29 protein-coding genes are annotated in these 24653 nt (G+C 66.9%); 12 read left to right on the top strand and 17 right to left on the bottom strand.

The genetic code is table 11. The features are described 5' to 3' along the window. Positions 1–3 precede the first annotated feature (3 nt). Both KM176_RS18520 and fliF read right to left on the bottom strand, forming a co-directional pair. Positions 4–603 (bottom strand): FliH/SctL family protein, encoded by a 600-nt coding sequence (locus KM176_RS18520; RefSeq protein WP_160896226.1) that lies wholly within the window; start codon positions 601–603, stop codon positions 4–6. Next, positions 600–2246, bottom strand: a complete 1647-nt coding sequence (gene fliF / locus KM176_RS18515; protein ID WP_160896225.1) for a flagellar basal-body MS-ring/collar protein FliF — start codon at positions 2244–2246, stop codon at positions 600–602. Before fliF ends, KM176_RS18520 begins: the two co-directional genes overlap by 4 nt. A gap of 119 nt (positions 2247–2365) precedes the next feature. Between fliF and KM176_RS18510 the strand changes: the two genes are divergently transcribed. The 9 genes from KM176_RS18510 to KM176_RS18470 all read left to right on the top strand — a co-directional run bounded on the left by KM176_RS18510 (position 2366) and on the right by KM176_RS18470 (position 11638). Further along, a complete protein-coding gene (locus tag KM176_RS18510; RefSeq protein ID WP_160896224.1) occupies positions 2366–2869 on the top strand; it encodes a flagellar basal body-associated FliL family protein in 504 nt (167 codons plus the stop codon). Positions 2870–2879: 10 nt separating this feature from the next. After that, complete coding sequence (locus tag KM176_RS18505) at positions 2880–3257, top strand: hypothetical protein (protein ID WP_160896223.1); 378 nt, start codon at positions 2880–2882, stop codon at positions 3255–3257. 12 nt (positions 3258–3269) lie between these two features. After that, complete coding sequence (locus tag KM176_RS18500) at positions 3270–3899, top strand: MotE family protein (RefSeq protein WP_160896222.1); 630 nt, start codon at positions 3270–3272, stop codon at positions 3897–3899. Between the two features lie 43 nt (positions 3900–3942). Then, a complete protein-coding gene (motA, locus tag KM176_RS18495; protein WP_160896221.1) occupies positions 3943–4815 on the top strand; it encodes a flagellar motor stator protein MotA in 873 nt (290 codons plus the stop codon). Then, positions 4812–7145 carry a hypothetical protein gene (locus KM176_RS18490; RefSeq protein WP_160896220.1) on the top strand — a complete coding sequence of 778 codons (2334 nt, stop codon included), beginning with the start codon at positions 4812–4814 and terminating at the stop codon, positions 7143–7145. The genes motA and KM176_RS18490 overlap by 4 nt, the downstream gene beginning before the upstream one ends. A gap of 110 nt (positions 7146–7255) precedes the next feature. Continuing rightward, positions 7256–9346 carry a flagellar biosynthesis protein FlhA gene (gene flhA / locus KM176_RS18485; RefSeq protein WP_160896219.1) on the top strand — a complete coding sequence of 697 codons (2091 nt, stop codon included), beginning with the start codon at positions 7256–7258 and terminating at the stop codon, positions 9344–9346. Then, positions 9339–10106 (top strand): flagellar biosynthetic protein FliR, encoded by a 768-nt coding sequence (locus tag KM176_RS18480; protein WP_160896218.1) that lies wholly within the window; start codon positions 9339–9341, stop codon positions 10104–10106. Before flhA ends, KM176_RS18480 begins: the two co-directional genes overlap by 8 nt. A 6-nt stretch (positions 10107–10112) precedes the next feature. Beyond that, positions 10113–11195, top strand: coding sequence for an EscU/YscU/HrcU family type III secretion system export apparatus switch protein (locus tag KM176_RS18475; protein ID WP_160896217.1), 1083 nt, complete (start codon positions 10113–10115; stop codon positions 11193–11195). A gap of 5 nt (positions 11196–11200) precedes the next feature. Beyond that, positions 11201–11638, top strand: coding sequence for a hypothetical protein (locus KM176_RS18470; protein WP_160896216.1), 438 nt, complete (start codon positions 11201–11203; stop codon positions 11636–11638). Positions 11639–11711: 73 nt separating this feature from the next. Here KM176_RS18470 and KM176_RS18465 read toward each other — a convergent pair whose 3' ends face one another. From KM176_RS18465 to KM176_RS18425, 9 genes are read right to left on the bottom strand one after another with little or no spacing between them, the layout of a single operon-like run. Next, the gene (locus tag KM176_RS18465; protein WP_160896215.1) at positions 11712–12212 is read right to left on the bottom strand and encodes a flagellar basal body-associated FliL family protein; all 501 of its coding nucleotides are present in this window, start codon (positions 12210–12212) and stop codon (positions 11712–11714) included. Positions 12213–12221: 9 nt separating this feature from the next. Further along, positions 12222–12941, bottom strand: coding sequence for a flagellar basal body L-ring protein FlgH (flgH, locus tag KM176_RS18460; RefSeq protein WP_160896214.1), 720 nt, complete (start codon positions 12939–12941; stop codon positions 12222–12224). Then, positions 12938–13345 carry a flagellar basal body P-ring formation chaperone FlgA gene (flgA, locus tag KM176_RS18455; RefSeq protein ID WP_160896213.1) on the bottom strand — a complete coding sequence of 136 codons (408 nt, stop codon included), beginning with the start codon at positions 13343–13345 and terminating at the stop codon, positions 12938–12940. The genes flgH and flgA overlap by 4 nt, the downstream gene beginning before the upstream one ends. After that, positions 13345–14130 carry a flagellar basal-body rod protein FlgG gene (gene flgG, locus KM176_RS18450; protein WP_160896212.1) on the bottom strand — a complete coding sequence of 262 codons (786 nt, stop codon included), beginning with the start codon at positions 14128–14130 and terminating at the stop codon, positions 13345–13347. The genes flgA and flgG overlap by 1 nt, the downstream gene beginning before the upstream one ends. A gap of 9 nt (positions 14131–14139) precedes the next feature. Then, the gene (locus KM176_RS18445) at positions 14140–14850 is read right to left on the bottom strand and encodes a flagellar hook-basal body complex protein (RefSeq protein ID WP_160896211.1); all 711 of its coding nucleotides are present in this window, start codon (positions 14848–14850) and stop codon (positions 14140–14142) included. A 2-nt stretch (positions 14851–14852) separates the two neighbouring features. Further along, positions 14853–15119, bottom strand: coding sequence for a flagellar biosynthetic protein FliQ (locus tag KM176_RS18440; RefSeq protein ID WP_160896210.1), 267 nt, complete (start codon positions 15117–15119; stop codon positions 14853–14855). Between the two features lie 18 nt (positions 15120–15137). Then, positions 15138–15431 (bottom strand): flagellar hook-basal body complex protein FliE, encoded by a 294-nt coding sequence (gene fliE, locus KM176_RS18435; protein WP_160896209.1) that lies wholly within the window; start codon positions 15429–15431, stop codon positions 15138–15140. 24 nt (positions 15432–15455) lie between these two features. Then, positions 15456–15848 (bottom strand): flagellar basal body rod protein FlgC, encoded by a 393-nt coding sequence (gene flgC / locus KM176_RS18430; protein ID WP_160896208.1) that lies wholly within the window; start codon positions 15846–15848, stop codon positions 15456–15458. Positions 15849–15860: 12 nt separating this feature from the next. Next, complete coding sequence (locus tag KM176_RS18425) at positions 15861–16250, bottom strand: FlgB family protein (RefSeq protein ID WP_160896207.1); 390 nt, start codon at positions 16248–16250, stop codon at positions 15861–15863. An 85-nt stretch (positions 16251–16335) separates the two neighbouring features. Between KM176_RS18425 and KM176_RS18420 the strand changes: the two genes are divergently transcribed. Then, on the top strand, positions 16336–17736 hold the full coding sequence (locus tag KM176_RS18420; RefSeq protein ID WP_160896206.1) for a FliI/YscN family ATPase: 1401 nt from the start codon (positions 16336–16338) through the stop codon (positions 17734–17736). Positions 17737–17759: 23 nt separating this feature from the next. Here KM176_RS18420 and KM176_RS18415 read toward each other — a convergent pair whose 3' ends face one another. The 6 genes from KM176_RS18415 to KM176_RS18390 form a co-directional block, all read right to left on the bottom strand. Beyond that, positions 17760–18578, bottom strand: coding sequence for a DUF1217 domain-containing protein (locus tag KM176_RS18415; RefSeq protein ID WP_160896205.1), 819 nt, complete (start codon positions 18576–18578; stop codon positions 17760–17762). Next, the gene (gene flbT, locus KM176_RS18410) at positions 18575–18979 is read right to left on the bottom strand and encodes a flagellar biosynthesis repressor FlbT (RefSeq protein ID WP_160896204.1); all 405 of its coding nucleotides are present in this window, start codon (positions 18977–18979) and stop codon (positions 18575–18577) included. The genes KM176_RS18415 and flbT overlap by 4 nt, the downstream gene beginning before the upstream one ends. Then, complete coding sequence (flaF, locus tag KM176_RS18405) at positions 18976–19383, bottom strand: flagellar biosynthesis regulator FlaF (protein ID WP_160896203.1); 408 nt, start codon at positions 19381–19383, stop codon at positions 18976–18978. Before flaF ends, flbT begins: the two co-directional genes overlap by 4 nt. Before the next feature lie 82 nt (positions 19384–19465). After that, complete coding sequence (locus KM176_RS18400) at positions 19466–20677, bottom strand: flagellin N-terminal helical domain-containing protein (RefSeq protein ID WP_160896202.1); 1212 nt, start codon at positions 20675–20677, stop codon at positions 19466–19468. 214 nt (positions 20678–20891) lie between these two features. Next, a complete protein-coding gene (flgN, locus tag KM176_RS18395) occupies positions 20892–21251 on the bottom strand; it encodes a flagellar export chaperone FlgN (protein WP_160896201.1) in 360 nt (119 codons plus the stop codon). Further along, entirely contained in the window at positions 21248–21517 is a 270-nt protein-coding gene (locus KM176_RS18390) for a rod-binding protein (RefSeq protein ID WP_160896200.1), read from the bottom strand. The genes flgN and KM176_RS18390 overlap by 4 nt, the downstream gene beginning before the upstream one ends. 113 nt (positions 21518–21630) lie before the next feature. On the opposite strand from KM176_RS18390, the gene KM176_RS25300 reads away from it, so the two are divergent. Together KM176_RS25300 and KM176_RS18380 are read left to right on the top strand one after the other, a co-directional pair. After that, entirely contained in the window at positions 21631–23940 is a 2310-nt protein-coding gene (locus tag KM176_RS25300) for a flagellar hook-length control protein FliK (protein ID WP_311136185.1), read from the top strand. A gap of 15 nt (positions 23941–23955) precedes the next feature. After that, positions 23956–24639: a flagellar hook capping FlgD N-terminal domain-containing protein gene (locus KM176_RS18380; RefSeq protein WP_160896198.1), complete on the top strand. Its 684-nt coding sequence runs from the start codon at positions 23956–23958 to the stop codon at positions 24637–24639. The last annotated feature ends 14 nt before the right edge of the window (positions 24640–24653 follow it).

The following is a 24653-nucleotide window of genomic DNA, read 5'->3' as shown; positions in this document are numbered from 1 at the left end:
TGCTCACCCATGCTGATATCTCCTTTCCTGTTCGGTGAAGAAGCCGGAGACGGCCCCCCGGATGCCCTCGGTCACGCTGTCGAGATCGATCTCTGTCTCCTCCTCGGCGAAGCGCAGGAAGACCTGGCCGTCGGAGAGCGTGTCATCGGCGACCAGCTCCAGCGGGAAGCCGAAATCCTGCGCCATGAGCCCCTCCAGCAGGGGCACGTTCTGCGACGCGGCCACCAGCTCCACCTTCTGGCTGGCCCGGTCGACAAGCATGTGGTCCAGCAGTTCCCGGATCCGCAGGCCCAGGGTCTCGTGCGCGATCAGCGGCACGACCTTGTCGATGACCTCCGCCAGCATCGGGCGCACGGCGTTCAGCACGTTGGAATGGGCTTCCGTGTAGGTGAAGGCCAGATCCTGGAGGTTGCGGGCGAATTCCGCACCGATATGGGCCTGTTCCTCGCGGGTGGCGCGGGCAGCATCGTCCCAGCCGGCCTTGTAGCCCTTCTCGAAGGCCTCGAGGCGCAGCGTCTCCAGCTCTTCCTCGCTGAGCCCGGGGGCATGGTCGCCCCGGGGCGCGACGCTGAAATCCTCCAGCAGCTGTGCCATCGTCCTCATGCCGTCTCTCCGCTTTCCTCGAGCCAGCTGCGCAGGATCTCCATGGTCTCGTCCTTGCGTTCCTCGATCAGCGATTGCAGGCGGGCCACGGGATCATCGCTGTCCATGGCGCTGCCGCCGCCCATGCCGTCGAAATCGGCGATCATCGGGAAACCTCCGCCCTCGTTCCCGCCGCCGAAGCCCGAGCCCATGGAGAGGTCCGGCAGGGCGTAATCTTCGTCCCCGTCGATTTCGCCGTCGAGCGCCGGCAGGCTTTCGCCCGCGCTGCCTCCGCCCCCGCCGCTTTCCAGCAGCGGCACCCGGGCGACGCCACCGCTCAGCACCGGCTTGATGACGAACAGCCCCAGCACCAGCGCGACCAGCGCCAGGACCGCCATCTGGATCAGCGACATCACGTCGAGGTTCAGACCCGCGGCAAAGCCGCCGTCGCTGGCCGTGCCCAGCAGGGTCACCGGTTCGAAGACCATCGACTTGATGGTGATCACGTCACCACGGGAGTCGTCGTAGCCGACCGCGGAAGAGACCAGCTCGCGCAGGCTGGCCAGTTCCTCATCGCCACGAACCGCCAGGGTGGTGGTGCCATCGGCGCCCTGGGTACCGACGCCGTTGACCAGAACGGCCACCGTCATGCGCCGCACCGCCCCGGGCGCGCGCAGCACTTCCCGGTTGACCTCGGACACCTCGTAATTCACCCGCTCGCGGGTCTCGTTGCCCTGGGAGTTGGAGGAATTGTTGCCGCCTCCGGCCCCGTTGGGCAGGTTGGAGGCCACGGTCACGTTGCCCGCATCGCTGTTCTGCGCCGAGTTCGAACTTTCCTCCGTATCCGTACTGATTGCCACGCGCCCGTCCGGATCGAAGCGGCGCTCATGGATCGATTCGCTTTCGGTCACGGTTTCGACCGTCACCTCCACCACGGCATTGCCGGCGCCGACCCGCGCCTCGAGCAGGCGCTGCACCTTCTCCTTCAGCGCCTGGGCCCGGTCCGTCGCCGCCGTATCCGCCGAGGGGTCGTCCGCCAGGCTCAGCAGCTCTCCCTTGTCATCGATCACCGCGACGTCATCGGGATTGAGCCCCGCCACCGCCGAGGCGACCAGATATCGTAAAGCCTTGGCCTGGCTCGCGGAAATATCGCCGGACGTGGTCAGCGCGATGGAGGCCGTGGGCTTCACGTCGCGCTGGAACGGGGTCGCACCCTGATGGGCGATATGCACCCGCGCGGCCTCGATCTGCGGCGAAGAGGCGATGGTGCGGGCCAGCTCCCCCTCCTTCGCACGCCAGTAGGCGGCATCGAACATCTGCGAGGTCATGCCGAAACCGGAGAGAGAATCGAGCAGCTCGTAGCCCTGGCTGGAATTGCGCGGCAACCCCTCACTCGCCAGGGTCATGCGCAGCGCGTCGCGGTCCCGCCCGTCGACATAGATCGAGCCCCCGCGCACTTCGTAGGTGACACCACGCTGGTCGAGGGCCCGCACGATCTCTCCGGCCTGGCCGTTTTCCAGCCCCGAATACAGCAGGCTCATCGATGGCTGGGCGGCCATCCGCGCCAGCAGCAGCACCGCCGCGAACATCGCGACAGTCGCCAGAATCACGGTGATCCTGCGCCTCGGCTCCAGGTTGGTCCACAGGGATATGATCTGTTGCAAACCGCGTCTCCGTTCCTCCGGCCTTCTGCCGGTGCCCCCCTTAATGGGCCGAACGCACTTAACAATCGGTTAGTCGGTCCCGCCCTATAACGGCCCTGCGGACAGATTCTGGAAGGCTCATGACAGACGTCACTGCAGAACCGGAAGAGGCCCCGAAAAAGGCCTCCAAGCTGCCCCTGATCCTGGGGCTGGTCGTGGCACTTGCCGGCGGCGGCGGTGCGTTCTTCGCCATCTACAGCGGCATGATCCTGGGCGGCGACGCGCCCGTCGCGGGCGAGGAAGCCCATGGAGAGGCGGCGCCGGCAGAGGACTTCAAGGCGCCCGACATGGCCTACCTGGCGCTTCAGCCGATGGTGATTTCGATGGGACGAATCGCCGACAACCGGCACCTGCGATTCACCGCCAGCCTGGAGATCCCGCCGGACAAGTTACCGGAGGTGGAGAAGATCCAGCCCCGCATCGTCGACGTGCTGAACAGCTACATGCGGGCCCTGCGCATCGACGACCTGGAAGATCCGGCTGCCCTCGTGCGCCTGCGCGCCCAGATGCTGCGACGCATCCAGGCCATCACCGGGCCGGAAGCGGTCCGCGACCTTCTGATCACGGAATTCGTACTGAACTGAGGAGCTTGCCATGGAAATGATCTCGGACATCCTGCTTGTCGCCGGCGCCCTCGGGGCGGTGTTCTACTGCTTCATCCTGGCCCGCCGGCTGGCGCGCTTCAACGACCTCGAATCAGGGGTTGGCGGGGCGGTCGCGGTTCTCTCGGCGCAGGTCGACGACCTGACCCGCACGCTGAAGGCCGCCCAGGGCGCCGCCAGTGACAGCAGCGCCTCGCTCGAACAGCTGACCGATCGCGCAGAAGGCGTGGCCAAGCGGCTCGAGCTGCTGGTGGCTTCGATGCACGACCTGCCGGAACCCGGGCGTCGACCGCCGCCGACCGCCGCCGAACCGCCAGAGGAAATGGCCCGGATCCAGCCGGTCTTCGCCCGGCGGACCGGCGGACAGTAAGGAGACAGAGCAATGGCCAAGACCCGGGCGAAGCCCGCCGCGAAGGGGGCCGGCAAGATCAAGCCTGCCCGCCGGCCAAAGCGCCGCGCCCGCAGCCCCCTGACGATGATCGCCCTGCTGCTGCTGACCTCGGCCGGGCTGCGCATCGCCATGCACGCCGATGATGTCATGGCGCTGGAGCCCGGCGACCATGCCGCGCCCGCGGAGGGGGCACCCGCCGGCTGCACCCCGGGCCCGGATGTCGAGGCGATGCTGGGCGCCTTCAAGGAACGCGAGACCCGGCTCGACCAGCGCGAGGCGCAGATCCGCGACCGCATGAATGCCCTGGCGATCGCCGACGAGGAAATTCAGAAGAAGCTTGTCCAGCTGGAGGAGGCCGAGGAGCGCCTGCGCGACACCCTGGCGCTGGCCGATGGCGCGGCGGAAAAGGACATCACCCGCCTGACCTCGGTCTACGAGGCCATGAAACCCAAGGACGCCGCCGCGCTTTTCGAGCAGATGGCGCCGGAATTCGCCGCAGGCTTCATCGCCCGGATGCAGCCGCCCGCCGCCGCCGCGATCATGACCGGCCTGTCCTCGGAACGGGCCTATTCGATCAGCGCGATCCTGGCCGGGCGAAATTCATCGGTTCCAAAGGAATGACCCCTAGCCTGCCGGCAGGGACAGTGGATTCGGGGCTGCACGCATGATTGGTTTCGTCGGTATCGGTGTGATTTTCGTCATGGTCTTCGGCGGTTACGTCATGGCCGGCGGAAAGATGTCGATCATCCTCAAATCCCTGCCGTTCGAGTTGATGATGATCGGCGGTGCGGCCGTCGGGGCCTTCCTGCTGTCCAACGACATGTCCGCCGTGAAGCATACGGCCAAGGATGTCGGCAAGGTCTTCAAGGGTCCGAAATGGAAGCCCGACGATTATCGCGACCTGCTGTGCCTGCTGTTCGAACTGATCCGCCTGGCCCGCCAGAACCCGGTCGCGATCGAGGAACATATCGAGGCGCCAAACGACAGCACCATCTTCTCCAAGTACCCCAAGGTCCTCGCCGATGGCGAAGCGATCGAGCTGATCTGCGACACCATGCGCTCCGCCTCGATGAACTACGACGATCCGCACCAGGTCGAGGAGGTGCTTGAAAAGCGGATGGAGGCGAACCTGCATCACGCCATGCATTCCAGCCACGCCCTGCAGGCCATGGCGGATGCGCTTCCGGCGCTCGGCATCGTCGCGGCGGTGCTGGGGGTGATCAAGACCATGGCCTCCATCGATCAGCCGCCCGAGGTGCTGGGCGGCATGATCGGTGGTGCCCTCGTCGGCACCTTCCTGGGCGTCTTCCTGGCCTATGGCATCGTCGGACCCTTCGCCGGCCGCCTGAAGACCGTGACCGAGGAGGACAGCCATTTCCACCAGCTGATCCGTGAGGTGCTTGTCGCCAACCTGCACAATCACGCCACCAATATCTGCATTGAGGTCGGGCGCCAGAACACCCCGGCCCACTACCGCCCCAGCTTCTCGGAACTCGAGGAGGCACTGAAGGCGGTCAAGAGCAGCGGCGCCGCATGAGCGGGCGTCTGGGCACCGGCCTGCTGGCCCTGTTGCTGATGCTGCTGCCGGGTCTGGCCCTGGCACAGGTCTCGGTCGTGCGGGCCGGCGATCATGCCGCCTTCACGCGGCTGACGATCTCCCTGCCGCGGGGAACCACCTGGGACCTGGTACAATCCCCGGGCCGGGCCACCGTCAGCCTATCAGGAACGATCCAGTCCATTGATATATCTCAGGTCTTCGAAAGAATTCAGAGGGACCGCCTGCGCGAGGTCACCGTTGAACCGGGACAGACGCTGACCCTGGAACTGGCCTGCCTGTGCCGGATCGAGCCTTCGACCTACGGGACCCAGCTGCTGATCCTCGACCTGCGCGACGGCCCGCCCCTGCCGCAGCGGCCCGACATCTCCATGCCGCTGGCCGACCGCCCGCTGGCCGATCCGCGCGCCAACCTCAGCCTGGCGCAACCCGTGCCGCCACAGATGCCGGCCCTGCCCGCCATGCCCCCGCCCGATCCGCCCGAGGGCGCGATGGCGACCGACCCCACCTCTGCCCCGCCCCCTCCGGAAATCCCCGCTCCGCTGCGCAGCTTTGCCGAGGCTCGGGTCAACGCCCTGCCGGACCTGCCCGCGCCGCTTTCGGAAACCGAAGAGCGCCTGGCCCGCCAGCTTGAGGACAGCCTGCTGCGCGCCATCGGCGGAGCCGCCACGGAGGGGCTGCTGCAGACCGATCCGCGTGGGGCCGCCGCGCTCAGCGCCGAGGAACGCAGCCTGCCTGCTTCGGACGACACCGCCACTGCCGATCCCGGGGTCGCCGCCCTGACCGCGACCCTTGAAGATGCCCAGCCCGGCCCCAGCAACCGCTTCGTCCTGTCAGGCGACGATTGTGCCCTCGCCATGCCACCCACCGTCTCGACCGAGGAGACCGGGGCGTTTTCAGACCAGCTGGCCCGGCTCCGCTCTGCCCTTGTCGGGGAATTCGACCGGCCCGATCCGCGGGCGCACCTGGAACTGGCACAGTTCTACATCTCCCAGGGGTTCGGCGCAGAGGCCCGCAGCGTCCTCGACGCGCTGGCGCTGGACACGCGCGAAACCCGGGAAATGGCCTCGGTCGCACGGATCCTCGAATACGGGCATGATCCGCAGGACAATCCCTTTGCCAGCCGCACCGATTGCGATTCCGAAGCCGCGCTATGGGGCATTCTGGCGCTGGATCCCCTGCCGCCTGGCCAGGACATCGACACCGTCGCGGTCAAGCGCGCGATGATGACGCTGCCGGACCCGCTGAAACGCTACCTGGGCCCGATTCTGGCCCAGCGGTTCGTCAGCATCGACGAAGGCGATACCGCCCGCGATCTGATGCGGGTACTGGAACGCGAGACCGAGATCACCAGCCCGCGGCAGGAGATGGTGGCGGCCCGCCTCGAAAGCCAGGACAGCGGCCAACCCGACCGCACCGCCTACCACGAGATCATTGCCAACAACGATGATGTCTCGGCCGAAGCGCTGCTGCATTACACCGAGGACACGCTGGCCGGCGGCAAGCCCGTGGATCCCGAGACGATCGGCCTGCTGGAAAGCTTCCGGGCACAGTACCGCGACACGCCGATCGAAGCCGGTCTGACCCGGACCGAAATCGCGGCGCATTCCTCGACCGGGAATTTCACCGCCGCCTATGACCTTTTCGAGGCCGCGCAGGCCGAAATGACGGGCCCGGACCGCGCGAAGGTGGCCGACAGCCTGGCCCGGAACCTTTCGATGAATGCATCGGATGCCGCCTTCGCGCGGCTCTACTTCCGCCACACCCCGCTGATCCGCGACGGCATCCCGCCGGAAACCGCCAACCTGGTCGCCGACCGCCTGCTGAGCCTTGGCTTCCTGGACGAGGCCGCCGGCTACCTTGCCCCCGGGGCCGAGGGCGACGCCGGGCGCAGCCGCCGGCTGATGCGCGCGCGCCTGGCGCTGGCGCAGAACCTGCCCCGCCAGGCCGAAGGCGAGCTGACCGGTCTGACCGGTCGGGATGCCGACCGGCTGCGCGCCGAACTGCGCCTGAAGACCAATGATTTCCTGGGGGCGGAGACACTGTTCCGCGCCATCGGAGAGACCGAGGCCGCCGACAGTGCCGCGCTGCTGGCCCGGGACTGGAGCACGCTGCAATCCAGCCAGGCCGCCCCCGGCGCCACCCTGGCCGATGTCGTCACCACCCAGGAGGCCGCCCCGGTCGATCTGCCGGCCCTCGGCCCGCCCAGCCTGACCGCCAGCCGCGATGCCCTGAGCCAGAGCGCCGAGACCCGGAATGCCCTGCAGAAGCTGCTGTCGACGCTGCAGGTGGACACCGCCCTGGACCAGTGAGCCGATCCGGGCCCCGAGGCGGGCAATCTTTGCCACTTCTCAACCATTTGCCCGAAGGATGCCCCGAGGCCGGCCCGAAGCGGCGGCCCTGAACAAAAACGGGACCCCAGATGACCGAGGCAGAAGCCCGCCCCCTGTTCCAGCCCACGATCCTGCTGGCGCTCGCGCTGATGGCGATCATCGTCATGATGATCCTGCCAGTGCCCGCCTTCATCCTCGACATCGGCCTGGCCACCAGCTTCGCCCTGGCGATCCTGATCTTCACCGTCACCCTCTTCGTCGAGAAGCCGCTGGATTTCTCGGCCTTTCCGACGGTCCTGCTGGCTTCGCTGATGCTGCGGCTGTCCCTGAACGTCTCCTCGACCAAGCTGATCATCGGCAATGGCCATACCGGCACCGCCGCCGCCGGGGATGTCATCCAGGGCTTCGCCGACTTCGTGATGAGCGGCTCCGTCTTCCTCGGCCTCGTGGTCTTCGGCGTGCTGCTGATCGTCAACTTCATGGTCATCACCAAGGGCGCCGCCCGGATGGCCGAGGTGGGCGCGCGCTTTGCCCTGGACGGAATGCCCGGCAAGCAGCTGGCCATCGACAGCGACATGTCCGCCGGCGCGATCGACCACAATCAGGCCCGCGAACGCCGCGAACGCGAGCAGCTGGAGACCACCTTCTTCGGCTCGCTGGACGGTGCGTCGAAATTCGTCAAGGGCGATGCGGTGGCGGGGCTGCTGATCACCCTGCTGAACCTGGTCGTCGGGCTGATGATGGGGGTGATCGTCCACGGCATGCCGATGAAGGATGCCTTCGAGACCTACGCGATCCTGACCGTCGGCGACGGGCTGGTGACTCAGATCCCGGCGGTGATCATCTCCATCGCCTCGGCACTGCTGCTGGCCCGGGGCGGCTCCACCGGGGCGACCGACCTGGCCCTGGTCGGCCAGCTGGGCCGCCATCCGGCCGCGCTGGCCACCGTGGCCGTGCTGATGCTGCTGTTCGGACTGGTCCCCGGCCTGCCGCTGATCCCCTTCACCCTGGGCGCCGCGGTGCTGGGCAGCGCCGCCTACGTGGTGCGCAACCGCCAGCGCCGCGCCGCCAGCGCCAAGGCGGAACCGGCCCGGGACATCCCCCTGCCAAAGCAGAAATCCATTGGCGACACGCTCGATCTTGATGATATCCATGTCGAATTCGCCCCGGACCTGGTGAACATGGCGCTTGATCCCGGCACCGGGCTGGATGCCCGGATCGAGAACATGCGCCTGCATGTCGCCGAGAGCTTCGGCCTGATCCTGCCCGAGATCCGGCTGACCGACGATCCCGGCCTGCCCAAGGGCGCCTATGTGATCCGCATCCAGGGGGTCGAACAGGCCCGGGCCGTGCTGCGTCCCGACAAGGTGCTGGTGCTCACCCAGGGCGGCGAAACCGGACTGCCCCAGGGCGAGAACGTGCGCGAGCCGGTCTACGGTGCCCCGGCGCGCTGGATCGCCGAGGCGGCGCAGGACCATGCGGCCCTTTCGGGGCTGACCATCGTCACCCCAACCGAAGTCCTGGCGACCCACCTGCTGGAAACCATCAAGCGCAATTTTGCCCGCCTGCTGACGCTGAAATCCCTGCGCCGGGTGCTTGAGGAAATGACCAACCTCTCGGACGAGCGCCGCGCCCAGGCCAACCGCAAACTGCTGGACGAGCTGATCCCGGAGAAGGTGCCACTCGACCTGCTGCACCAGGTGCTGCGGCTGCTGGTGGGAGAGCAGGTCTCGATCCGCAACATGCCGCTGATCCTCGAGGCCGTGGCAGAACTGCGCGGCCAGCTCCAGCAACCCGAGGCGATCTGCGAACATGTCCGCCACCGGCTGGGCTTCCAGCTGGTCGCCGAGCTGCGCCGCGAGGATGGCACCGTGCCGCTGATCCAGCTTGCCCCCGGCTGGGAGGACATCTTCCAGACCTACCAGATCGAGCGCGACCGCGGCGCCGTCGACATCGCCCTGCCGCCCGACATGTTCAATCGCCTGGTCACCAATACCGCCCAGGCGCTGTCGGATGCCTCGGATCGCGGGATCTACGCGGCGCTGGTCACCTCGACCCAGCGGCGGCGCTTCCTGCGCACGGCCCTCAGCGCCCGCGGCATTACCAACCCCGTGCTGTCGTTCGAGGAAATCGGCATCGACGCCCGCCCCTCCCTGGTCGCCATGGTGCCCGATGACTGAGGCGCTCGCCCGGCTGATGAGCCTTGCCCAGGACCAGCTCTGGCAGGGCGCGCTGATCTTCCTGCGGGTCGCGGCCTTCACCTCCCTGTTGCCGGGCTTCGGCGAACAGGCGGTCCCGGTGCGGGTGAAGCTGGTGATCGCGCTCTGCCTCAGCGCCGTGGTAGTCAGCGCCGCGCCCGAGATCCGCATTCCGCCCGGTCCCGACTGGCCGACCTTCCTGCGCTTCCTCGGCACGGAAACGGTCGCCGGCCTTGGACTCGGCCTCGGGCTGCGGACCTTCATGATGGGGCTGCAGACCGCCGCCTCGATGATGGCGCAGTCGACCTCGCTCAGCCAGATCCTCGGCAATGCCGGAACCGAACCGATGCCCGCCATCGGCCATATCCTGATGATCGGCGCGCTGGCGCTGGCGATGCTGATGGGGCTGCATGTGCACGCGGTGCTCTACCTGCTGATCTCCTACCAGGCGATGCCCGCCGGCAGCTGGCCCGCAGGGGCGGACCTGTCGGACTGGGGGCTGCGGCTGATCGCCCAGAGTTTCCGGATGGCCTATACCCTGGCCGCCCCCTTCCTGATCGTCTCGCTGATCTACAACCTGACGCTGGGCGTCATCAACCGCGCCATGCCGCAGCTGATGGTCGCCTTCGTCGGTGCGCCGCTGATCACCTTCGGCGGGCTGGCACTGCTGTGGGTGTTGGCGCCGCAGATCCTGACCCTCTGGGCAGAGGCCGTCTTCGGCTTCCTGCGCAACCCGTTCTGAGGCACCATGGCCGACACCGAGGACAGCGGCGAGAAACCGCATGAACCGACCGACCGCAAGCTGCAGAAGGCGCGTCAGAAGGGCGAGGTCCCGCGCTCCAGCGACCTCTCGACGGCGGCGGCCTATGGCGGGCTCTGCGTTGCGGGGCTGGCCCTTGGCGGGCCCGCGCTGGTCGGGCTGGGCAGCCAGATGCAGGGCATGGTCGACCAGTCGGCGCAACTGGGGCCGCTGATGCTGTCGGGCGGCACCAGCCTGGCCGGCGGGATGATGGCCGAGGTCGCGCTGCGCATCGCGCCGCTTTTCCTGGTGCCCGCCGCTGCGGTTCTGGCGATCGTCTTCGCCCAGCAGGCCTTCGTGGTCTCTGCCGAACGGATCCGCCCGAAGCTGTCGCGCCTCTCTCCGGTGGCCAATGCCAAGCAGAAATTCGGCCGCGGCGGGCTGTCCGAATTCCTCAAGAGCCTGGCCAAGCTGCTGATCTATTCCTTCGTCCTCTATCGGTTCATCGACGCGAATTTCCAGGACATGGTGATGACGCTGGAGCTGGACCCCGGCCAGGGCGCGGCGCTGCTGGGCCGGCTCTGCCTGTCCTTCCTGTTCCTCGTCTTCACCATTGCCCTGGCCATCGGCGGGATCGACTTCCTCTGGCAGCGCAGCGAGCATCTGCGCAAGAACCGCATGACCGACAAGGAGATCCGCGACGAGATGAAGGAGGCCGAGGGCGATCCGCACATGAAGCAGCAGCGCCGGATGCGCGGCGAGCAGATCGCCCGGTCACAGATGATGGCCGAGGTGCCGAAGGCCGATGTGGTGATCGTCAACCCGACCCATTACGCGGTGGCGCTGAAATGGGACCGCCGGCGCGGCAGCGCCCCGGTCTGCGTCGCCAAGGGGATGGACGAGGTGGCCCATGTCATCCGCCGCATCGCCGCCGAACACGGGGTGCCGATCCATTCCGATCCGCCCACTGCGCGGCGCCTGCACACCGAGGTCGAGATCGGCGCCGAGATCGCCCCCTCCGACTACCGCGCCGTGGCCGCCGCGATCCGCTTCGCCGACCAGATGCGCCGCAAGGCGAAGGCGCGGATCTGATGCGCGTGCCGGTCCCCCCCCGCCAGCTTGCGCCGCTGGCCGCCGCCACCGCCATGGCCTACGAGGCCGACCTGATGCGGCTGACCCGGATCACCGCCCACGAGGCCCGGCTGCGTGCCGCCCTGGAAGAGCTGGATGCCCGGATGCGCGACAGCTTCCTGACACGGATCGCCGAACCCGGCCAGGACCTGGGCCGGGCCAGCCTGCAGGACCGGGCCTGGCGTGACTGGGCCGGGCTGCGCCGCGGCCAGATCCAGTCCGAGCTGGCGCTGGTGCTGGCCGACAAGACCGAGCAGCGGCTGAAACTGACCCGCAGCCTGGGTCGCAAGGACATCGCTGCCCGCCTGTACGACAGCGCCTGCGCCACGGAGCGCGCGGAGGCCCGGCAGAAGCAGCTGAACGACCTTCAGGCGCTGGCCGTGCTGCGCCGCGCCCGCCCCTGATCCCCGCCCGAACGGGCAAGGGCCGCCGGTCCGACCGGCGGCCCTTGTGATCTGGCCTTCGCTTCAGGCGCCCTCAGGTTTCCTGGCGGGCAATGTCGGTGATCAGCACATCGCTGACGATGCCGCCCAGGATCTTGCGGGCCACGTTCAGCAGGTTGCGCCGCAGCAGTTCCAGGTTGTTGGAATTGGTGAAGGCGCCGTCGAACCCGCCGACATTGGCATGGTCGAACATCACCTGCAGGAAGGCATCGCGCAGCTTCGGCTCCTTGGCATAGACCGCTTCGGAGGAACCGGGATCGGTTTCCAGGCTCAGCGACATGACCACCAGCGCGCCGACCTTGTCGTCGATGACCACGGGGATGATGAACTGGTTGTTCATCTTGACGTAGTCCTTGTCCTTCGGCGCCTCGTCGGCGGGCGGCGGCGGCTCGGCCTCCTGGGCGACGGCGCCGGTGCCATCGCCGCAGGGGTCGATCGCAGCCATCTCCGCGGGCTTGGGGCGCAGCATCAGCCCGGCCCCGGCGCCGCCACCGATGCCGAGGATGATCAGGAGTATGGGCAGGAGCTTTTTCATAGGCGGGCCTCAGAACGGAAGGATCTTTTCAAGGAACTGCTGGCCGTAGCGTGGCTGCTGCACCTCGCTGATCTGCCCGCGCCCGCCGTAGGAAATGCGCGCCGAGGCGATCTTGTCGTAGGTGATCTCGTTCTGGCGCGAGATATCCTCGGGCCGGACATAGCCCGAGACCTGAAGTTCGCGCAGCTCGTAGTTCACCCGCACCTCCTGGTTGCCCGAGATCGAGAGCACGCCATTGGGCAACACGTCGACGATGGTGGCCGCGACCCGCAGGGTCAGTTTCTCGTTGCGGCTGACGGAGCCGTCGCCGGTGGCGCTGGAAGAGGAATCGAGCCCCACCGCCGAGCCCATCGTGGCCCCCTCATAGAGAAGCTCGTTGTCGATCCGCTGCGGCAGGCCCAGCATGTTCGGAATGCCGAGGCTTTCCGAGCCGCTGCGGCTGCGCGAGGTGGAGTTGGAAATCTGCGCGCTGTCGTCGATCTCGATCACCACGGTCATGATGTCGCCACGCTTCATCGCCCGTCGATCGCCCAGCAGCGAGGCCTGGCCGCCACGCCAGAGCGAGGCCTCCTGCAACTGGCCACGGCTGGCCACCGGCCCGGGGGTGAACATCGCGCTGCGTTCGGCCGAGGTGGTGTCGGGGGTGAAGGGCGGCGCCCGGCCGATCTCTTCCATCCGGGCGCAGCCCGCCAACAGCATCAGCAGGGGGAGAGTCAGACGCATGATCATTTCACCCTTACCGATCCATCGGGCTGAACCACCCCGCTGACCGTCAGGCGGGATGCAAGATTCATGACCCGCACCATCTCTCCGACGCCGGCCCGGTCCAGCGCGCGCCCCTCTGCCGTTATGCTGAGCCCGCCACGGTCGTAGACCAGGCTGACCAGCCCGTTGCGTTCCACCAGGGCGGGCGGGCCCAGATCACCCGGTCGCACCGGGCGCCCGGCATAGAGCGTCACCCGCGCCTCCATCCCGACCAGCCCGGTCAGGCTTTCGTAGGCGCCCGGCAGGCTGCCCTCCTGCAGGATCAGGTCGCCCGGGCCCACCACGCTCTGCGGACGCAGGTTGCGTGCCGCGATGACCGTGTCGGCCTGCGCCGGCCCGGCCGCCAGCAGGAGAAGCAGCAGCAGCATCAGCGCACCTGTGCCGTCGCGGCCAGCATCTGGTCCGAGGCCGAGATCACCTTGGAATTCAGCTCGTATCCGCGCTGCGCCTCGATCAGCTCGGTGATCTCGCGGACCGGATCGACGGAGCTTTCTTCCAGATAGCCCTGGCGCAGCGTGCCCAGCCCGTCCTCTCCCGGCGTGCTCAGAACCGCCGCACCCGAGGCCTCGGTCTCGACGAACAGGTTGGAGCCGATGGCCTCCAGCCCCTTCACGTTGGTGAAGCCCGCAACGTTGAACTGGCCCAGCAGCTGCGCCGACGTGTTCCCGAGGAAATAGGCATAGACCTCACCATCGGGGTTGATCGAGATCGAGCGCGCATCATCCGGGATCGTGATCTCGGGCGAGACGGGATACCCGTCGGAGGTGACGATCAACCCGTCGGCGGTCCGCTTCAGCGCCCCGTCCCGGGTATAGGCGGTCTGGCCCGAAGGCAGCGTGACCTCCAGGTAGCCGCGCCCCTCGATTGCCAGGTCCAGGTCGCCGCCGGACTGCAGCAGCGCGCCCTGCTGCACCTGCATGGTCACCGCCGCCGGACGCACCCCCAGCCCCAGCTGGATGCCGGTGGGCAGCATGGTGCCGTCGGTGGCGTTGATCGTGCCGGCGCGGGCATATTGCTGGTAATGCAGATCGGCGAACTCTGCCCGGCGGGCATTGTAGCCGGTGGTCGACATGTTCGCGAGGTTGTTCGAGATCGTCTCGACCCGCATCTGCTGGGCGGCCATCCCGGTGGCCGCGATCTTGAGGGCTCTCATGGCAAGCTCCTATTTGAGAAGGGTCTGGAGGGAGGTGCGGATGCGCTCGTCCTCCTTGTCGAGGAAGGACTGGCCCAGCTCGTAGGCGCGCTGCACCTCGACCATGCGGGCAACCTGCCCGATGGGATCGACGTTGGAGGCCTCGAGGAAGCCCTGCAGGACGCGGGGATCCTCGACCGGCTCGGTGCCGGCATCGGCGCGGAACATCACACCGCCCTCGCGCACCAGAGCCAGCGGATCGAGGGGACGGACGATGCCGATCTGACCGATCGCCTGGCCATTGGCCGACAGCGTGCCATCGGCACCGACGCTGACATCGACATCGGGCGGCACGAAGACCGGGGCGCCGCCGCTGTCGAGCACCGGGTAGCCGTCATTGGTCACCAGGTCCCCGGCATTGGAACTGGCAAAACTGCCGGCCCGGGTCAGCCGGTCGCCATTCGGGGTCTGGATGACGAAATAGCCGTCGCCCTCGATGGCGAAATCGAGCGGCCCGCCGGTCTGCTCCAGCGTGCCCTGGGCGTAGTTGATCCATTGCAGATTGGCCTCGGCCATCGACAGCGAGGGGCCGTCATCCACCGGGGCAATGTATTCCGAGAAGATCAGGTCTTCCTGCCGGAACCCGGTGGTATTGGCATTGGCGATATTGTTGGCGATCACCGTCATCTCTCGCATCAGCCCCGAGAGACGTGCCAGCGTGGTGTAGCCCGCGTTTTCCATGCTCAGCCTCCGATGATGAGCGGGATCACCTGGTCATGGAAGAAGGCGACCAGGGTCTGGGTCATGAAGCTCATGGAAAGCCAGAAGATCACGACGATCGCCGCCAGCTTGGGGACGAAGGTCAGGGTCATTTCCTGGATCGAGGTCAGGGCCTGGAACAGGCCCACGATGACGCCGACCACCAGGGCCACCGCAAGGATCGGCGCAGCCGAGATCACGGCGACCCAGAGGCCCTGGCGCAGGGTGTCGAAGAGAAGTGCCTCGTCCATCCTGGCCAGAACCCCCGGTCAGACCGGCATCCTCAGGATTTCCTGATAGGCTTCGACAACCTTGTCGCGCACCGTCACTGCCGCTTCGACGGCCAGTTCGGTCTGCGCAAGGGCCTGAACGAGGGACTGGGTGTCGGCTTCTCCGACCATCGCCGCCAGGGCGGTCTGTTCCCCTTCCCGGAAGGTCTCGGCAAAGTCCTTCGTGACCTCGCCGAGTCTGTCGCCGATCCCCTGGCCGCTGCCCGGCACGGGTTCCGTGGCGGGGCGTGCGGCCGCATAGTTCCGGGCGGCATTCAAAGCACGAATGTCCATTCTGGACCTCCTTTTCGGACGTGATTAACGACGCAACAGTTCAAGCAGACCCGCCGACATCTGGCGCGCCTGGTCGAAGATCTTGAGGTTCGCCTCGTAACTGCGTTGCGCTTCGCGCGAGTCGGCGATTTCGACCACCAGATCGACGTTCGATCCATCGTAGTGGCCGCTTTCATCGGCCAGCGGGTGCTGCGGATCGAAGACCCGCGGCAAATCCGACCGGTCGAGCTGCACCCGACCGGTCCGGACCCCGCCAACCGTTTCCCCGGCGCCCGCAACCTCTTCGAAGGCCACGGTCTTGCGCCGGTATCCCGGTGTGTCGGCATTGGCGATATTCTCGGCCGTGTGCCGCAGGCGCTGCGCCTGGGCCCGCAGGCCGGACGAGGAAATCGCGAGAGAATCGGAGAGATCCCCCATCTGGTGGCCTCCTTACCTGCGCCCGATGGCGCTGCGCATGAGGGTCATGGCGCTGCGATAGATCGCCAGCGCGCGGTCATGCTGCTGTTTCGACTGGATGGATTTCAGCGCCTGCTGCTCAAGCGAGACGGAGTTGCCGTTTGGCGACGTCCAGGGATTGTCCTTTTCCTCGGAGACCAGCGTGGCGCGGGGATCGAATCCATTGAGGTGCTTCGCCCGCGTCGCGCGCAGACCCTCCTGCTGGCCGGTGCCCGACAGGGCCTCGGTGAAGGACAGGGTGTCGCGCGCCTTGAAGCCCGGCGTATCGGCATTGGCGACATTCTCGGCGATGACCGTTTCCCGGAAGCTGGCATGGCGGGCCATGGCAGCGGACATCCGGAAGATCTGCAGAGTTTCGAACACCGGGGCTTCTCCCTCGATTGGTTTCAATCAAGGCTTAACTCCGATTCCTTTAGAAACCGTTGGCAGGGAATGAAGGAGCCGACCGGTGTCACAGAACGTGCTGCAAGGGGTCAAGGCCGAACTGGGGGCGCTGGATGCCGTCCGCCATGTCGGACGCATCGACGCGGTCGAGGCCGAGGTATTGAGGGTCACGGGCCTTGGGCGCTTCGCCCGGCTGGGTGATATCCTGCGGATAACACGGGGCGACGGCTCGGCCTTGCACGGAGAGGTGATCTGCCTCGACCGGCAGGCGGTAACCCTGCTGCCTGATGCCAGCGCCGAGGGCGTGTCGCTGGGCGATCGCGTGGTGTTGCAGGGGCCGATGCGCATCGCCCCCGACCTGAGCTGGATCGGGCGCGTCATTGATCCCCACGGCCAGCCCCTGGACGGGCGTCCGATTTTACCCGGAAGCCGCTGGAAAAGCTTGCGAAACGATCCACCTCCTCCGGCCGAACGACACCCTCTGGGCGCCCGGCTGGAAACCGGGATGAGCGTTCTGAACACGCTTCTCCCTATTGTCGAAGGGCAGCGGATCGGACTTTTTGCCGGGTCCGGCGTCGGCAAGTCCAGCCTGATGGCGCATCTGGCCCGCACCATGCAGGCCGATGTCGCGGTGATCGCGCTGGTCGGGGAGCGGGGCCGCGAACTGCGGGAATTCGTCGACCGGACCCTGGGCGAAGAGGGGATGAAACGCGCCGTCGTGATCGCGGCGACCTCGGACCGGTCTGCCCTGGTGCGCCGGCGTTGCGCCTGGGCAGCGATGACCGTGGCCGAGCATTTCCGCGATGCCGGCAAGCACGTGCTGTTCATGGCCGATTCGATCACCCGCTTCGCCGAGGCCCATCGTGAGGTCGCCATCGCCGCCGGAGAATTGCCGGCCCTGCGGGGCTATCCACCTTCAACCGCGGCCCAGATCATGCAGCTTTGCGAACGGGCCGGCCCCGGTGCCGGCGCCGCCGGAGCCATGACCGCCATTTTCAGCGTGCTCGTGGCAGGCTCCGATATGGAAGAACCGGTGGCCGATATCCTGCGCGGCGTGCTGGATGGCCATATCGTCCTCGACCGTCAGATCGCCGAACGCGGGCGCTACCCGGCCATCGACCTGCTGCGCTCGGTCTCGCGCAGCCTCCCCGATGCGGCCTCCGATCAGGAGAACCGCGACATTGCCGAGGCCCGCCAATTACTGAGTGCCTATGCCCGTTCCGAGATGATGGTCCAGGCCGGCCTGTACGTGAACGGCAGCGATCCAACCTTGGATCATGCCATCCGCGCCTGGCCCGAGCTGGACGCCTTCCTAGGAGAAAAGGAAGCCAATGACACAGAAGCCTCTTTCGCGCGACTGCGCCTGATCATGCGCCGCGCAACCACGACGCCGCGGGGCGCCACGCAAAACAGGACTCCCCCAGCTTCGAAGGAGGCACTGCTGAAGCCAAGGGGCCGGGGCTAGAACGGCCCGGCCCCAAAATCACTTCAGGGGGTTCGCAGAGAATAGGCAAAGCTCACGGCGCTGGAGAGAAGGGTCTGTGCAATGCTGCCGCTCGTGCTGGCCTGGTACTCATCAAGCTGGCTACGCAGGAGGAACTTGCGAATAAAGCCCTCGCGCTGCTCATCATCTGCCAGAACCGATGGGTCCTCGCTTCCCAGCACGGACTCGGCACGATCCTTGAAAAGCTCGAGCTGCTTGTCGAGGTCCATCTGAGAGATGCTGCTGGGAAGGCCAAAGGCCGTCTGGAACACCTGCCGCAGTGCCGAGGTCCCCATGATCTTGAACCACTTGGCATTCACCGAACTGGTATCGGATGACAGCGCCGCCAAGGCACGATCCGCATTCAGCGCCAATCGCATGGTGTCGTCCTGTTCGCCCACGGCCACTTCGAACTGTTGCTGACGATACTTCTCAACGATCTCGCTGCCGAAGGTCGAGATGGCGGTGCTTGGCGGCGTCAGGTCGAAACCGAATTTGCGGGCAAGATCCTTGTACCTCTGATCCGTCATCTTGTTGGCCAGGGAGTCTTCCTTCAACGTCCCGCCTTCCAGAATCTTCTGAATAAAGAAGGTGTTGTTGATATCGTCCTGCAGCCCGAAGGCCCCCAGGGCGACACGCAGCAGCCGCCGGTCCGACACGAGATCCTCGGCAGTTTTGACCTTGCCGATATTTTCCTCGAAATAGGCGGTATCGCGGGTGATCAGGGGCGACTTGTCGAAAGTCGCCCGCTGGTTTTCGTAGGTCCGGTCCAGAAAGACCCAACCGACGAGGCCCGTGGCGGGGAGAACCGGAGTGAAGCTCATGACAGCCTCGCCGCCAGCAGGCGATCCTCGCGCGGCAGCAAGCCGCGCAGCGCCTTGAGGCATTGGTAATACTGGCCCTGCAGGACCGCCTCGGTGGCCTGGGACAGCAGATTGCGACTGTCGGGATCCGTCAGGATCTGGCTCAACTCTTCGATCCGCCTCAGCAACTGATGACGGGCTTCCTCGGGATCCACATCACCGGTCAGCACCAATTGCGCCGCGTAGCAGACGCGTCGGACGGGCGTATTGGCCTCCTCGGGATGAATGGCATCCCGCAAGCGCAGGATATTCACGTTCGGCGTGACGATAGAAAGCCGCGACCGGCGATCCCCGTTCTCGATCACCGCACCATTGATCAGAACCCGCTCCTTCGGGGACAGTTTGAGGATCAACCCGGTCATTTGGCAGCCCCCTCCGCCCGAAGCCCCCGCATGACAGCGGTATTCACCTCGATCAGTGCACGGGGGCTTGCCTTGCCAGCCAGAACCTTGCGGCTGTGCACCTGAGTGAATTCGGCAAGGTAGAAGATTTGCGCCCTCAGCGCTTCGGGAAGCGTATTGGCGGCGTCGGCCACATCTGCGGCAAGCAACGTCCAGAGGCGGCGATTTTCATAGAGGGCGCGGGCCAGCTCGTTGAAATTTTCCGCCGAAGACTTGTCGGCCCCGTTTCGGGCAGCTCCCTTCCGGGCGGCAGCGACGAGCCTGTGCGTGATTCGCGCGAATACCTCGTATTCCGTTCCCCGCGGCGTGCGGATCGGGTTCGAGGCCTGCCCGTAAGCGCGCAGTGCTTGAGCATGAGCAGTCACTTGGAATCCTTCCAGTCAAAGGTGAGATTTCACGAACCTCGTCAGGGGCGCGTCAGGCGCGCCCCTGGTCAGTTGCCTCGCCTTATCGGAAGAGCGAGAGCAGCGTCTGCGGTGCCTGGTTGGCGATCGACATCGCCTGAACGGCCAGCTGCTGCTGCACCTGGAGCGCCTGAAGACGCGCCGAAGCCTCTTCCATGTTGGCATCGACAAGAGTGCCGATGCCCGACTTCAGGGAGTCCATCAGCGAGCTGATGAATTCCGACTGGGTACCGATCCGTCCCTCAACGGAACCGAAGGAGGCTGCCGAATCGATGGACAGCTGGGTCAGCCCCTCGATCGCCGCAAGCGAGGCCGCGGCGCCATTGGCCGAGGTCACGTCGATGCTGTCGAGCAGTTCCAGGCCACCGCCGGCGGTGCCGTCCGTGGTCACGGTGAAGTCGGTCGCAGCCGTCGCCAGGGCTGCGGTCGAGTTGTTGGTCACCGTCAGGGTCGTGCCATCCGCCGTGAAGCTGAAGTCCGTCTCCCCGGCATCGGCAAGCGCGAAGTTCAGGCGCATGGCCAGCTGCTCAGCCGCGTTCTCGGCGGTTTCGCCGTCCCGCTGCACATAGGTGGCCTCGATGGTCGAAGAGCCCATGGCGAGAGAGAATTCGAACGACGTGCCGTAGCCGTTGTCCGAGGGCGACAGGTCGTAGTCCACCGTGCCACCGCTGGCAGCCGCCGAGGCGCCCGACACGGTCACGGCGGTACCGGCGGTGGTACCGGCGGTGGCAGCTCCCTGGCCAAGGTCCTGCTTGGAAACGGCAATCTCGCTGACCGCGACGCCGCTGCCGGAGCGGTCGAGGGAGGACAGGATATTGACGGTGCCGGTATCGGCGGTGCTGTCGGTGTTGGACAGCAGGTTCAGGCCGTTGAACTGGGCCGCGCCGACAACGGCCGCGATCTGGTCCTTCAGCGCGTCGATGTCGGTCTGGATCTTGTCGCGGTCGACGTTCTCTTCCTGGGACGCGACGATCTTACCCTTCATCTGGGTCAGCAGATCGGTCACGGTTTCGGAGGCGGAGCGTGCGACGGAGACGGTCGATTCGCCCAGAGCGAGGCTTTCGGAAATGGCCTTGAAGCCTTTTACGTCCGATTCCATCACCTTCGAGATGGCCCAGGTCGCCGAGTTGTCCTTCGCGCTGGCAACTTTCTTGCCGGTCGAAATTTCGCCCTGAATGCTGGTCATGGACTTGTTGACCGACTTCAGGGTCTGCAGAGCCACCATGGCGCTGTTGTTCGTGAGAATGCTGGACATTGAGTGTTCCTTTGGTCAATGGGCGCTTTACGCCCGTGCTGGCATCCCGTCCTTGCGGGACGGTGGAGATGTCGTTCTGACCAGTGCGAAGATTCGGCGTTTTTCCGACTTCGCGCCATCCGATCGGATGCAGGGGAACAATGACGTCAAATTGCTAACGGAATCCTAAATGCCGGGGGGCGCCTTCCCGGCATTTAAGTCAAATTCCCGGCACTCAGGCCCGCTTCTCCAGCGTGTTGTCGCGCGCCCGAACCAGAGAGGATTTTCGCCCCTGGTCATCATAGGTTTCCAGCGTCCGGCGCATCCGCCGCAGCGTCGAGAACCGGTTCGCGACAGACCGGATCCCCTTCAGCGCCCCATCCAGAAGAGCCTGATTGCGCATCACTTTTCCACGCAAGGGCTGCAGATCGACCGATGCAAGGCCGGTCATCTCGTTCAGGCTGTCGATCAGCTGTTCCTTGCGCTCCAGAATTTCCGGCAGCGCGCTCAGCCGACCGTCCACAAGGGCCTCTCGCTCCTGTTCCAGCAGACTGTCCAGCGCCTCGATCAGCGCATGTTGCGGGTCGATTGTCATCTCGGTTTCTCCAGAAGGGATTGATAGATCTGCTCTGCCAGGCCGATGCCCCCCGCCGCCACGATGGCCCGGGCCTGCTGCTCCCGCAGGAAGGAGGCGAATTGCGCCTCCCCGGCGCCGCCACCGAAGGCTTCGGGCACCGTGCCCAGACCCGCCGACGCCAGCATCTCGGACAGGAAGCTGGCTTCCAGGTCCTGCGCCGCGGCCCAGCTACGCGGATCACGCACCGGCAACCCCGGCACGGGAGGGAGTACGGGATCGGGCATCGGCCTCAGCTCCAATTTGAACCAGTTTCCGCAGGATGGCGGAGCAGCGGTAAAGAAGCGGTAACCGTGTGACGGCAATCTGAGACGACGCGGAAGAACTCCCGGAGGCCAAGATGACATTCCCGGACATGCCCCTGTTCACGACCTCCTCCGGCACGGCCCGGGGGCTGCCCCCTGCCCGGACCGAAGAAGGACAGACCCTCCCCGGGGATCGGATTTCCTTCGATCTGGTCTTTGCCCTGGAAGCGGATACCGCCCGACCGGCGCCGGACGCCCCCCCGCCGCCACCACGACCGCCGGAGAGCGAGGCCGAAGCCTCCGAGCCGCCTGACCCGCAGCCGGAAGATGGCCCCGAAGATGCAGATTTCCGTTTCGAGACGGGCGAGGACGAACCGGACATGCCGGCCCCGGAAACGGCGCAAACGCTGCCCTCCCGGTCCCGTCGCTCGCTTCATGCGGCGGTCCTGCCGGTCGGCTTCCCGGGCTTCACCCAGGCGCCGCCGCCCGCTGCCTCCCGGGCTCCGGCCCCCATGCCTGTCATGTCTGCGGCATCTTCGACGGCGCCAGTGCCGCCTCAAACCACGCCGCAGCAGGCTGCAACGGAGATCGCTTTGCCGCCAGCCGCGCAACTGCAGCTGCCCCGAAAGGCATCGCGACCGGTGCCGCAGGAAAGCCTGGTCCAGAATATTGCCCCGCCCATTCCGGCGGCGGTTTCGATGCCCCCTCCCACCGCGGCGCCAATCCCTGCTGCGCCGGTCCCCGCGGCGACGGCACCGGTGCAGAGTTCGGCCCCGGCGCCCCTCGCCACCCACTCCGCAACCGTGCCCGAAATCGCGCGGCCCCGCCCGCTGCCGTCCGTCGTGGCGTCGTTGGAGGCCAAAGCGCCCCGGCCCGCCGCCACCGCGGAATCCCCTGCCCGGCCGCCGCGTGCAGTGGCTGCAAGCCAGCCCGACATGGCGCCTAAGCGACAGCTCTCCCCCTCCCACGCTCCCATGCCGCAGCCCGAGCAGGGCATCCCCCTGTCACAGGCGCGCCGAAGCGACACGACCTCGCCCAGGGCGACCCAGCAGGTCCAATCCTCCGGGAAGCTGGCCGGCGTCCTGCCCGCAGGTCCGGAAACGCCGCAGCCGGTCGCCCCGGCGCTTTCCGGCCAGTCCTCCGCGACACCGCTCAAGGCCTCGTCCGACGTCGAGGCCAGACTCCCGGCCCCGCAGGCGCCGCAGAGCCTCTCCGCCCCTGTACGCGACCCCGTTCCGGTGCGCGGGACAGAAGCCCCCACCCCGCCTGCACCAAAGCCCGAACCCCAGGTCCCGGTCGCCGCGCGGCTATCCGCCCCGCCCCCAATGGGCGAACCAACAACGGCACCGGCCTCCCCTGCAGCCCCCGCGCCCGAAACGCCCTTGCGCAGGCCCGAGTCGCTTCTGCCCGAGGCAGCCTCGCGCCCCCTGCCCGTGGCGCCCTTCGACCGCACGGCCCAGGCACGACCGTTGGACAGTGGAACCGTGACGACCACACTACCGGTCCAGATCCCTGCGGCGCCCGGCCTTCCGGACCCGGATCTGCCGCCCTCGATCCTTCCGGCGCAGCGACCAGACACCGTGGCACGCTCCGCCGGCGCCCCGGACAGGACGGGCCCGGCCACGACATCCCCTCCACTCCTGCCCCCGACGCCCTCTGCGAAACAGGCCACACCGATCCGGCGCCTCTCAGAGCCTCCGGGCATGCCTCCCCGTGAAGCCACCGCTCCCGGCCCCCTGGCCACGCCCTCCACTCCCACGAACCAGCAAAGCCCCGCCCCGGCCATGATCGCCCCCATGGCGCGGCCTCCCGAAATCCCCCCCGCCCCCAAATCGCCGGGGCGGTCCCTCCCAGAAGAGAAGGTCCTGGGTCCGGATCCGGTCCGCAGCCCCGAAGGGCTGACCCGAGGCGAGGCGCTGCCCGAACTGCTGCGCCCGACCACGCCCGCTTCCCTGCCAGGCCAGCCAGCCTCCCAGGGGGCCCATATCGCGCGTCAGATCCTGACAGCCACCCGCCAGATGCCCGATGGACAAACGGAACTGCGCCTGGAACCCGAGGAACTTGGACGCGTCACCCTGAGACTGCGCACGGAGGACGGCGCCGTGATGCTGCATCTGACCGCCGAGCGGGCCGAGACATCGGACCTGATGCGACGCCATATTTCCCAACTGGAACAAAGCTATCGCAACCTCGGCTATGCCCGGGTCGAAATCTCGGTCAATGGCCAGCAGACCGGCCAGGGACAGGGGGGATGGCAGGGGCAGGGGGCTTGGCAAGGTCAGGGACAAAGCCCGGGACACTCCGGTCAGCCCTCCGCCCCGCCCGAACCCCGGGAGGCTGCCGAACCACATCGCGACACGCCGCCGCCGGCCACCGTGCCGGACAAGATCGACATCAGGCTCTGACACCGGAGAACCGACATGGCCGACATCCAGACCACCAGCGCCGTTGCTGCGGCAGCCACCAGCAGCTCCACCGCCTCTTCCGTCGACACCACGGCCAAGCCGGTCATCAGCTCGGATTTCGAGACCTTCCTGAAGATGCTCTCGACCCAGCTGAAGAACCAGGACCCGCTGAACCCGGTCGATTCCTCGGATTACGCGGTACAGCTTGCGACCTTCTCCTCGGTCGAGCAGCAGGTGCTGACGAACAACCTTCTGGAATCTCTGGTCAGCCAGATGGCCGCCGCCGGCATGTCCGACCTCGCGAACTGGGTCGGGATGGAGGCACGCTCTACCACGCCGGCCTATTTCGACGGCAACACCCCGGTCACCGTGGCGCCCCAGATCGACACCGGTGCGGATGCCGCCGTGCTGGTGGTGCACAATGCGGCCGGCACCGTGGTCTCCCGGCAGGAGATCGCGGTGGGCAGCGACACGATCGACTGGGCGGGCACCGGCAGCGGGGGCGCCACGCTTTCGAAGGGGCGCTATACCTTCGAGGTGGAGAGCTATTCCGGAGAGGAGCTGCTTTCCACCACCGAGGCCGAAAGCTACACCCCGATCACCGAGGCGCGGCTGGTCGGTGGCCAGACCATGCTGATCACCCGCGGCGGCGACATGGTTTCCGCCTCCGAGATCTACGGGCTGCGCGCCCCTGGCTGAAGCGCCGCTTGCCT

The sequence above is a fragment of the Pseudooceanicola endophyticus genome (genome assembly GCF_018760365.1).
Taxonomy (GTDB): Bacteria; Pseudomonadota; Alphaproteobacteria; order Rhodobacterales; family Rhodobacteraceae; genus Pseudooceanicola; species Pseudooceanicola endophyticus.
This window is presented reverse-complemented; position numbering and strand designations above follow the sequence as displayed.

Coding starts and splice junctions, on each gene's coding strand:
- flhA (WP_160896219.1), top strand. CDS start 7,256: ATGACCGAGGCAGAAGCCCGCCCCCTGTTCCAGCCCACGATCCTGCTG.
- KM176_RS18415 (WP_160896205.1), bottom strand. CDS start 18,578: ATGAGCTTCACTCCGGTTCTCCCCGCCACGGGCCTCGTCGGTTGGGTC.
- KM176_RS18500 (WP_160896222.1), top strand. CDS start 3,270: ATGGCCAAGACCCGGGCGAAGCCCGCCGCGAAGGGGGCCGGCAAGATC.
- flgN (WP_160896201.1), bottom strand. CDS start 21,251: ATGACAATCGACCCGCAACATGCGCTGATCGAGGCGCTGGACAGTCTG.
- motA (WP_160896221.1), top strand. CDS start 3,943: ATGATTGGTTTCGTCGGTATCGGTGTGATTTTCGTCATGGTCTTCGGC.
- fliE (WP_160896209.1), bottom strand. CDS start 15,431: ATGGACATTCGTGCTTTGAATGCCGCCCGGAACTATGCGGCCGCACGC.
- KM176_RS18440 (WP_160896210.1), bottom strand. CDS start 15,119: ATGGACGAGGCACTTCTCTTCGACACCCTGCGCCAGGGCCTCTGGGTC.
- KM176_RS18475 (WP_160896217.1), top strand. CDS start 10,113: ATGGCCGACACCGAGGACAGCGGCGAGAAACCGCATGAACCGACCGAC.
- flgA (WP_160896213.1), bottom strand. CDS start 13,345: ATGCTGCTGCTGCTTCTCCTGCTGGCGGCCGGGCCGGCGCAGGCCGAC.
- flbT (WP_160896204.1), bottom strand. CDS start 18,979: ATGACCGGGTTGATCCTCAAACTGTCCCCGAAGGAGCGGGTTCTGATC.
- flgG (WP_160896212.1), bottom strand. CDS start 14,130: ATGAGAGCCCTCAAGATCGCGGCCACCGGGATGGCCGCCCAGCAGATG.
- KM176_RS18465 (WP_160896215.1), bottom strand. CDS start 12,212: ATGAAAAAGCTCCTGCCCATACTCCTGATCATCCTCGGCATCGGTGGC.
- KM176_RS18390 (WP_160896200.1), bottom strand. CDS start 21,517: ATGCCCGATCCCGTACTCCCTCCCGTGCCGGGGTTGCCGGTGCGTGAT.
- flgC (WP_160896208.1), bottom strand. CDS start 15,848: ATGGGGGATCTCTCCGATTCTCTCGCGATTTCCTCGTCCGGCCTGCGG.
- KM176_RS25300 (WP_311136185.1), top strand. CDS start 21,631: ATGACATTCCCGGACATGCCCCTGTTCACGACCTCCTCCGGCACGGCC.
- KM176_RS18380 (WP_160896198.1), top strand. CDS start 23,956: ATGGCCGACATCCAGACCACCAGCGCCGTTGCTGCGGCAGCCACCAGC.
- KM176_RS18445 (WP_160896211.1), bottom strand. CDS start 14,850: ATGGAAAACGCGGGCTACACCACGCTGGCACGTCTCTCGGGGCTGATG.
- KM176_RS18510 (WP_160896224.1), top strand. CDS start 2,366: ATGACAGACGTCACTGCAGAACCGGAAGAGGCCCCGAAAAAGGCCTCC.
- flgH (WP_160896214.1), bottom strand. CDS start 12,941: ATGATCATGCGTCTGACTCTCCCCCTGCTGATGCTGTTGGCGGGCTGC.
- KM176_RS18520 (WP_160896226.1), bottom strand. CDS start 603: ATGAGGACGATGGCACAGCTGCTGGAGGATTTCAGCGTCGCGCCCCGG.
- KM176_RS18490 (WP_160896220.1), top strand. CDS start 4,812: ATGAGCGGGCGTCTGGGCACCGGCCTGCTGGCCCTGTTGCTGATGCTG.
- KM176_RS18505 (WP_160896223.1), top strand. CDS start 2,880: ATGGAAATGATCTCGGACATCCTGCTTGTCGCCGGCGCCCTCGGGGCG.
- KM176_RS18400 (WP_160896202.1), bottom strand. CDS start 20,677: ATGTCCAGCATTCTCACGAACAACAGCGCCATGGTGGCTCTGCAGACC.
- KM176_RS18480 (WP_160896218.1), top strand. CDS start 9,339: ATGACTGAGGCGCTCGCCCGGCTGATGAGCCTTGCCCAGGACCAGCTC.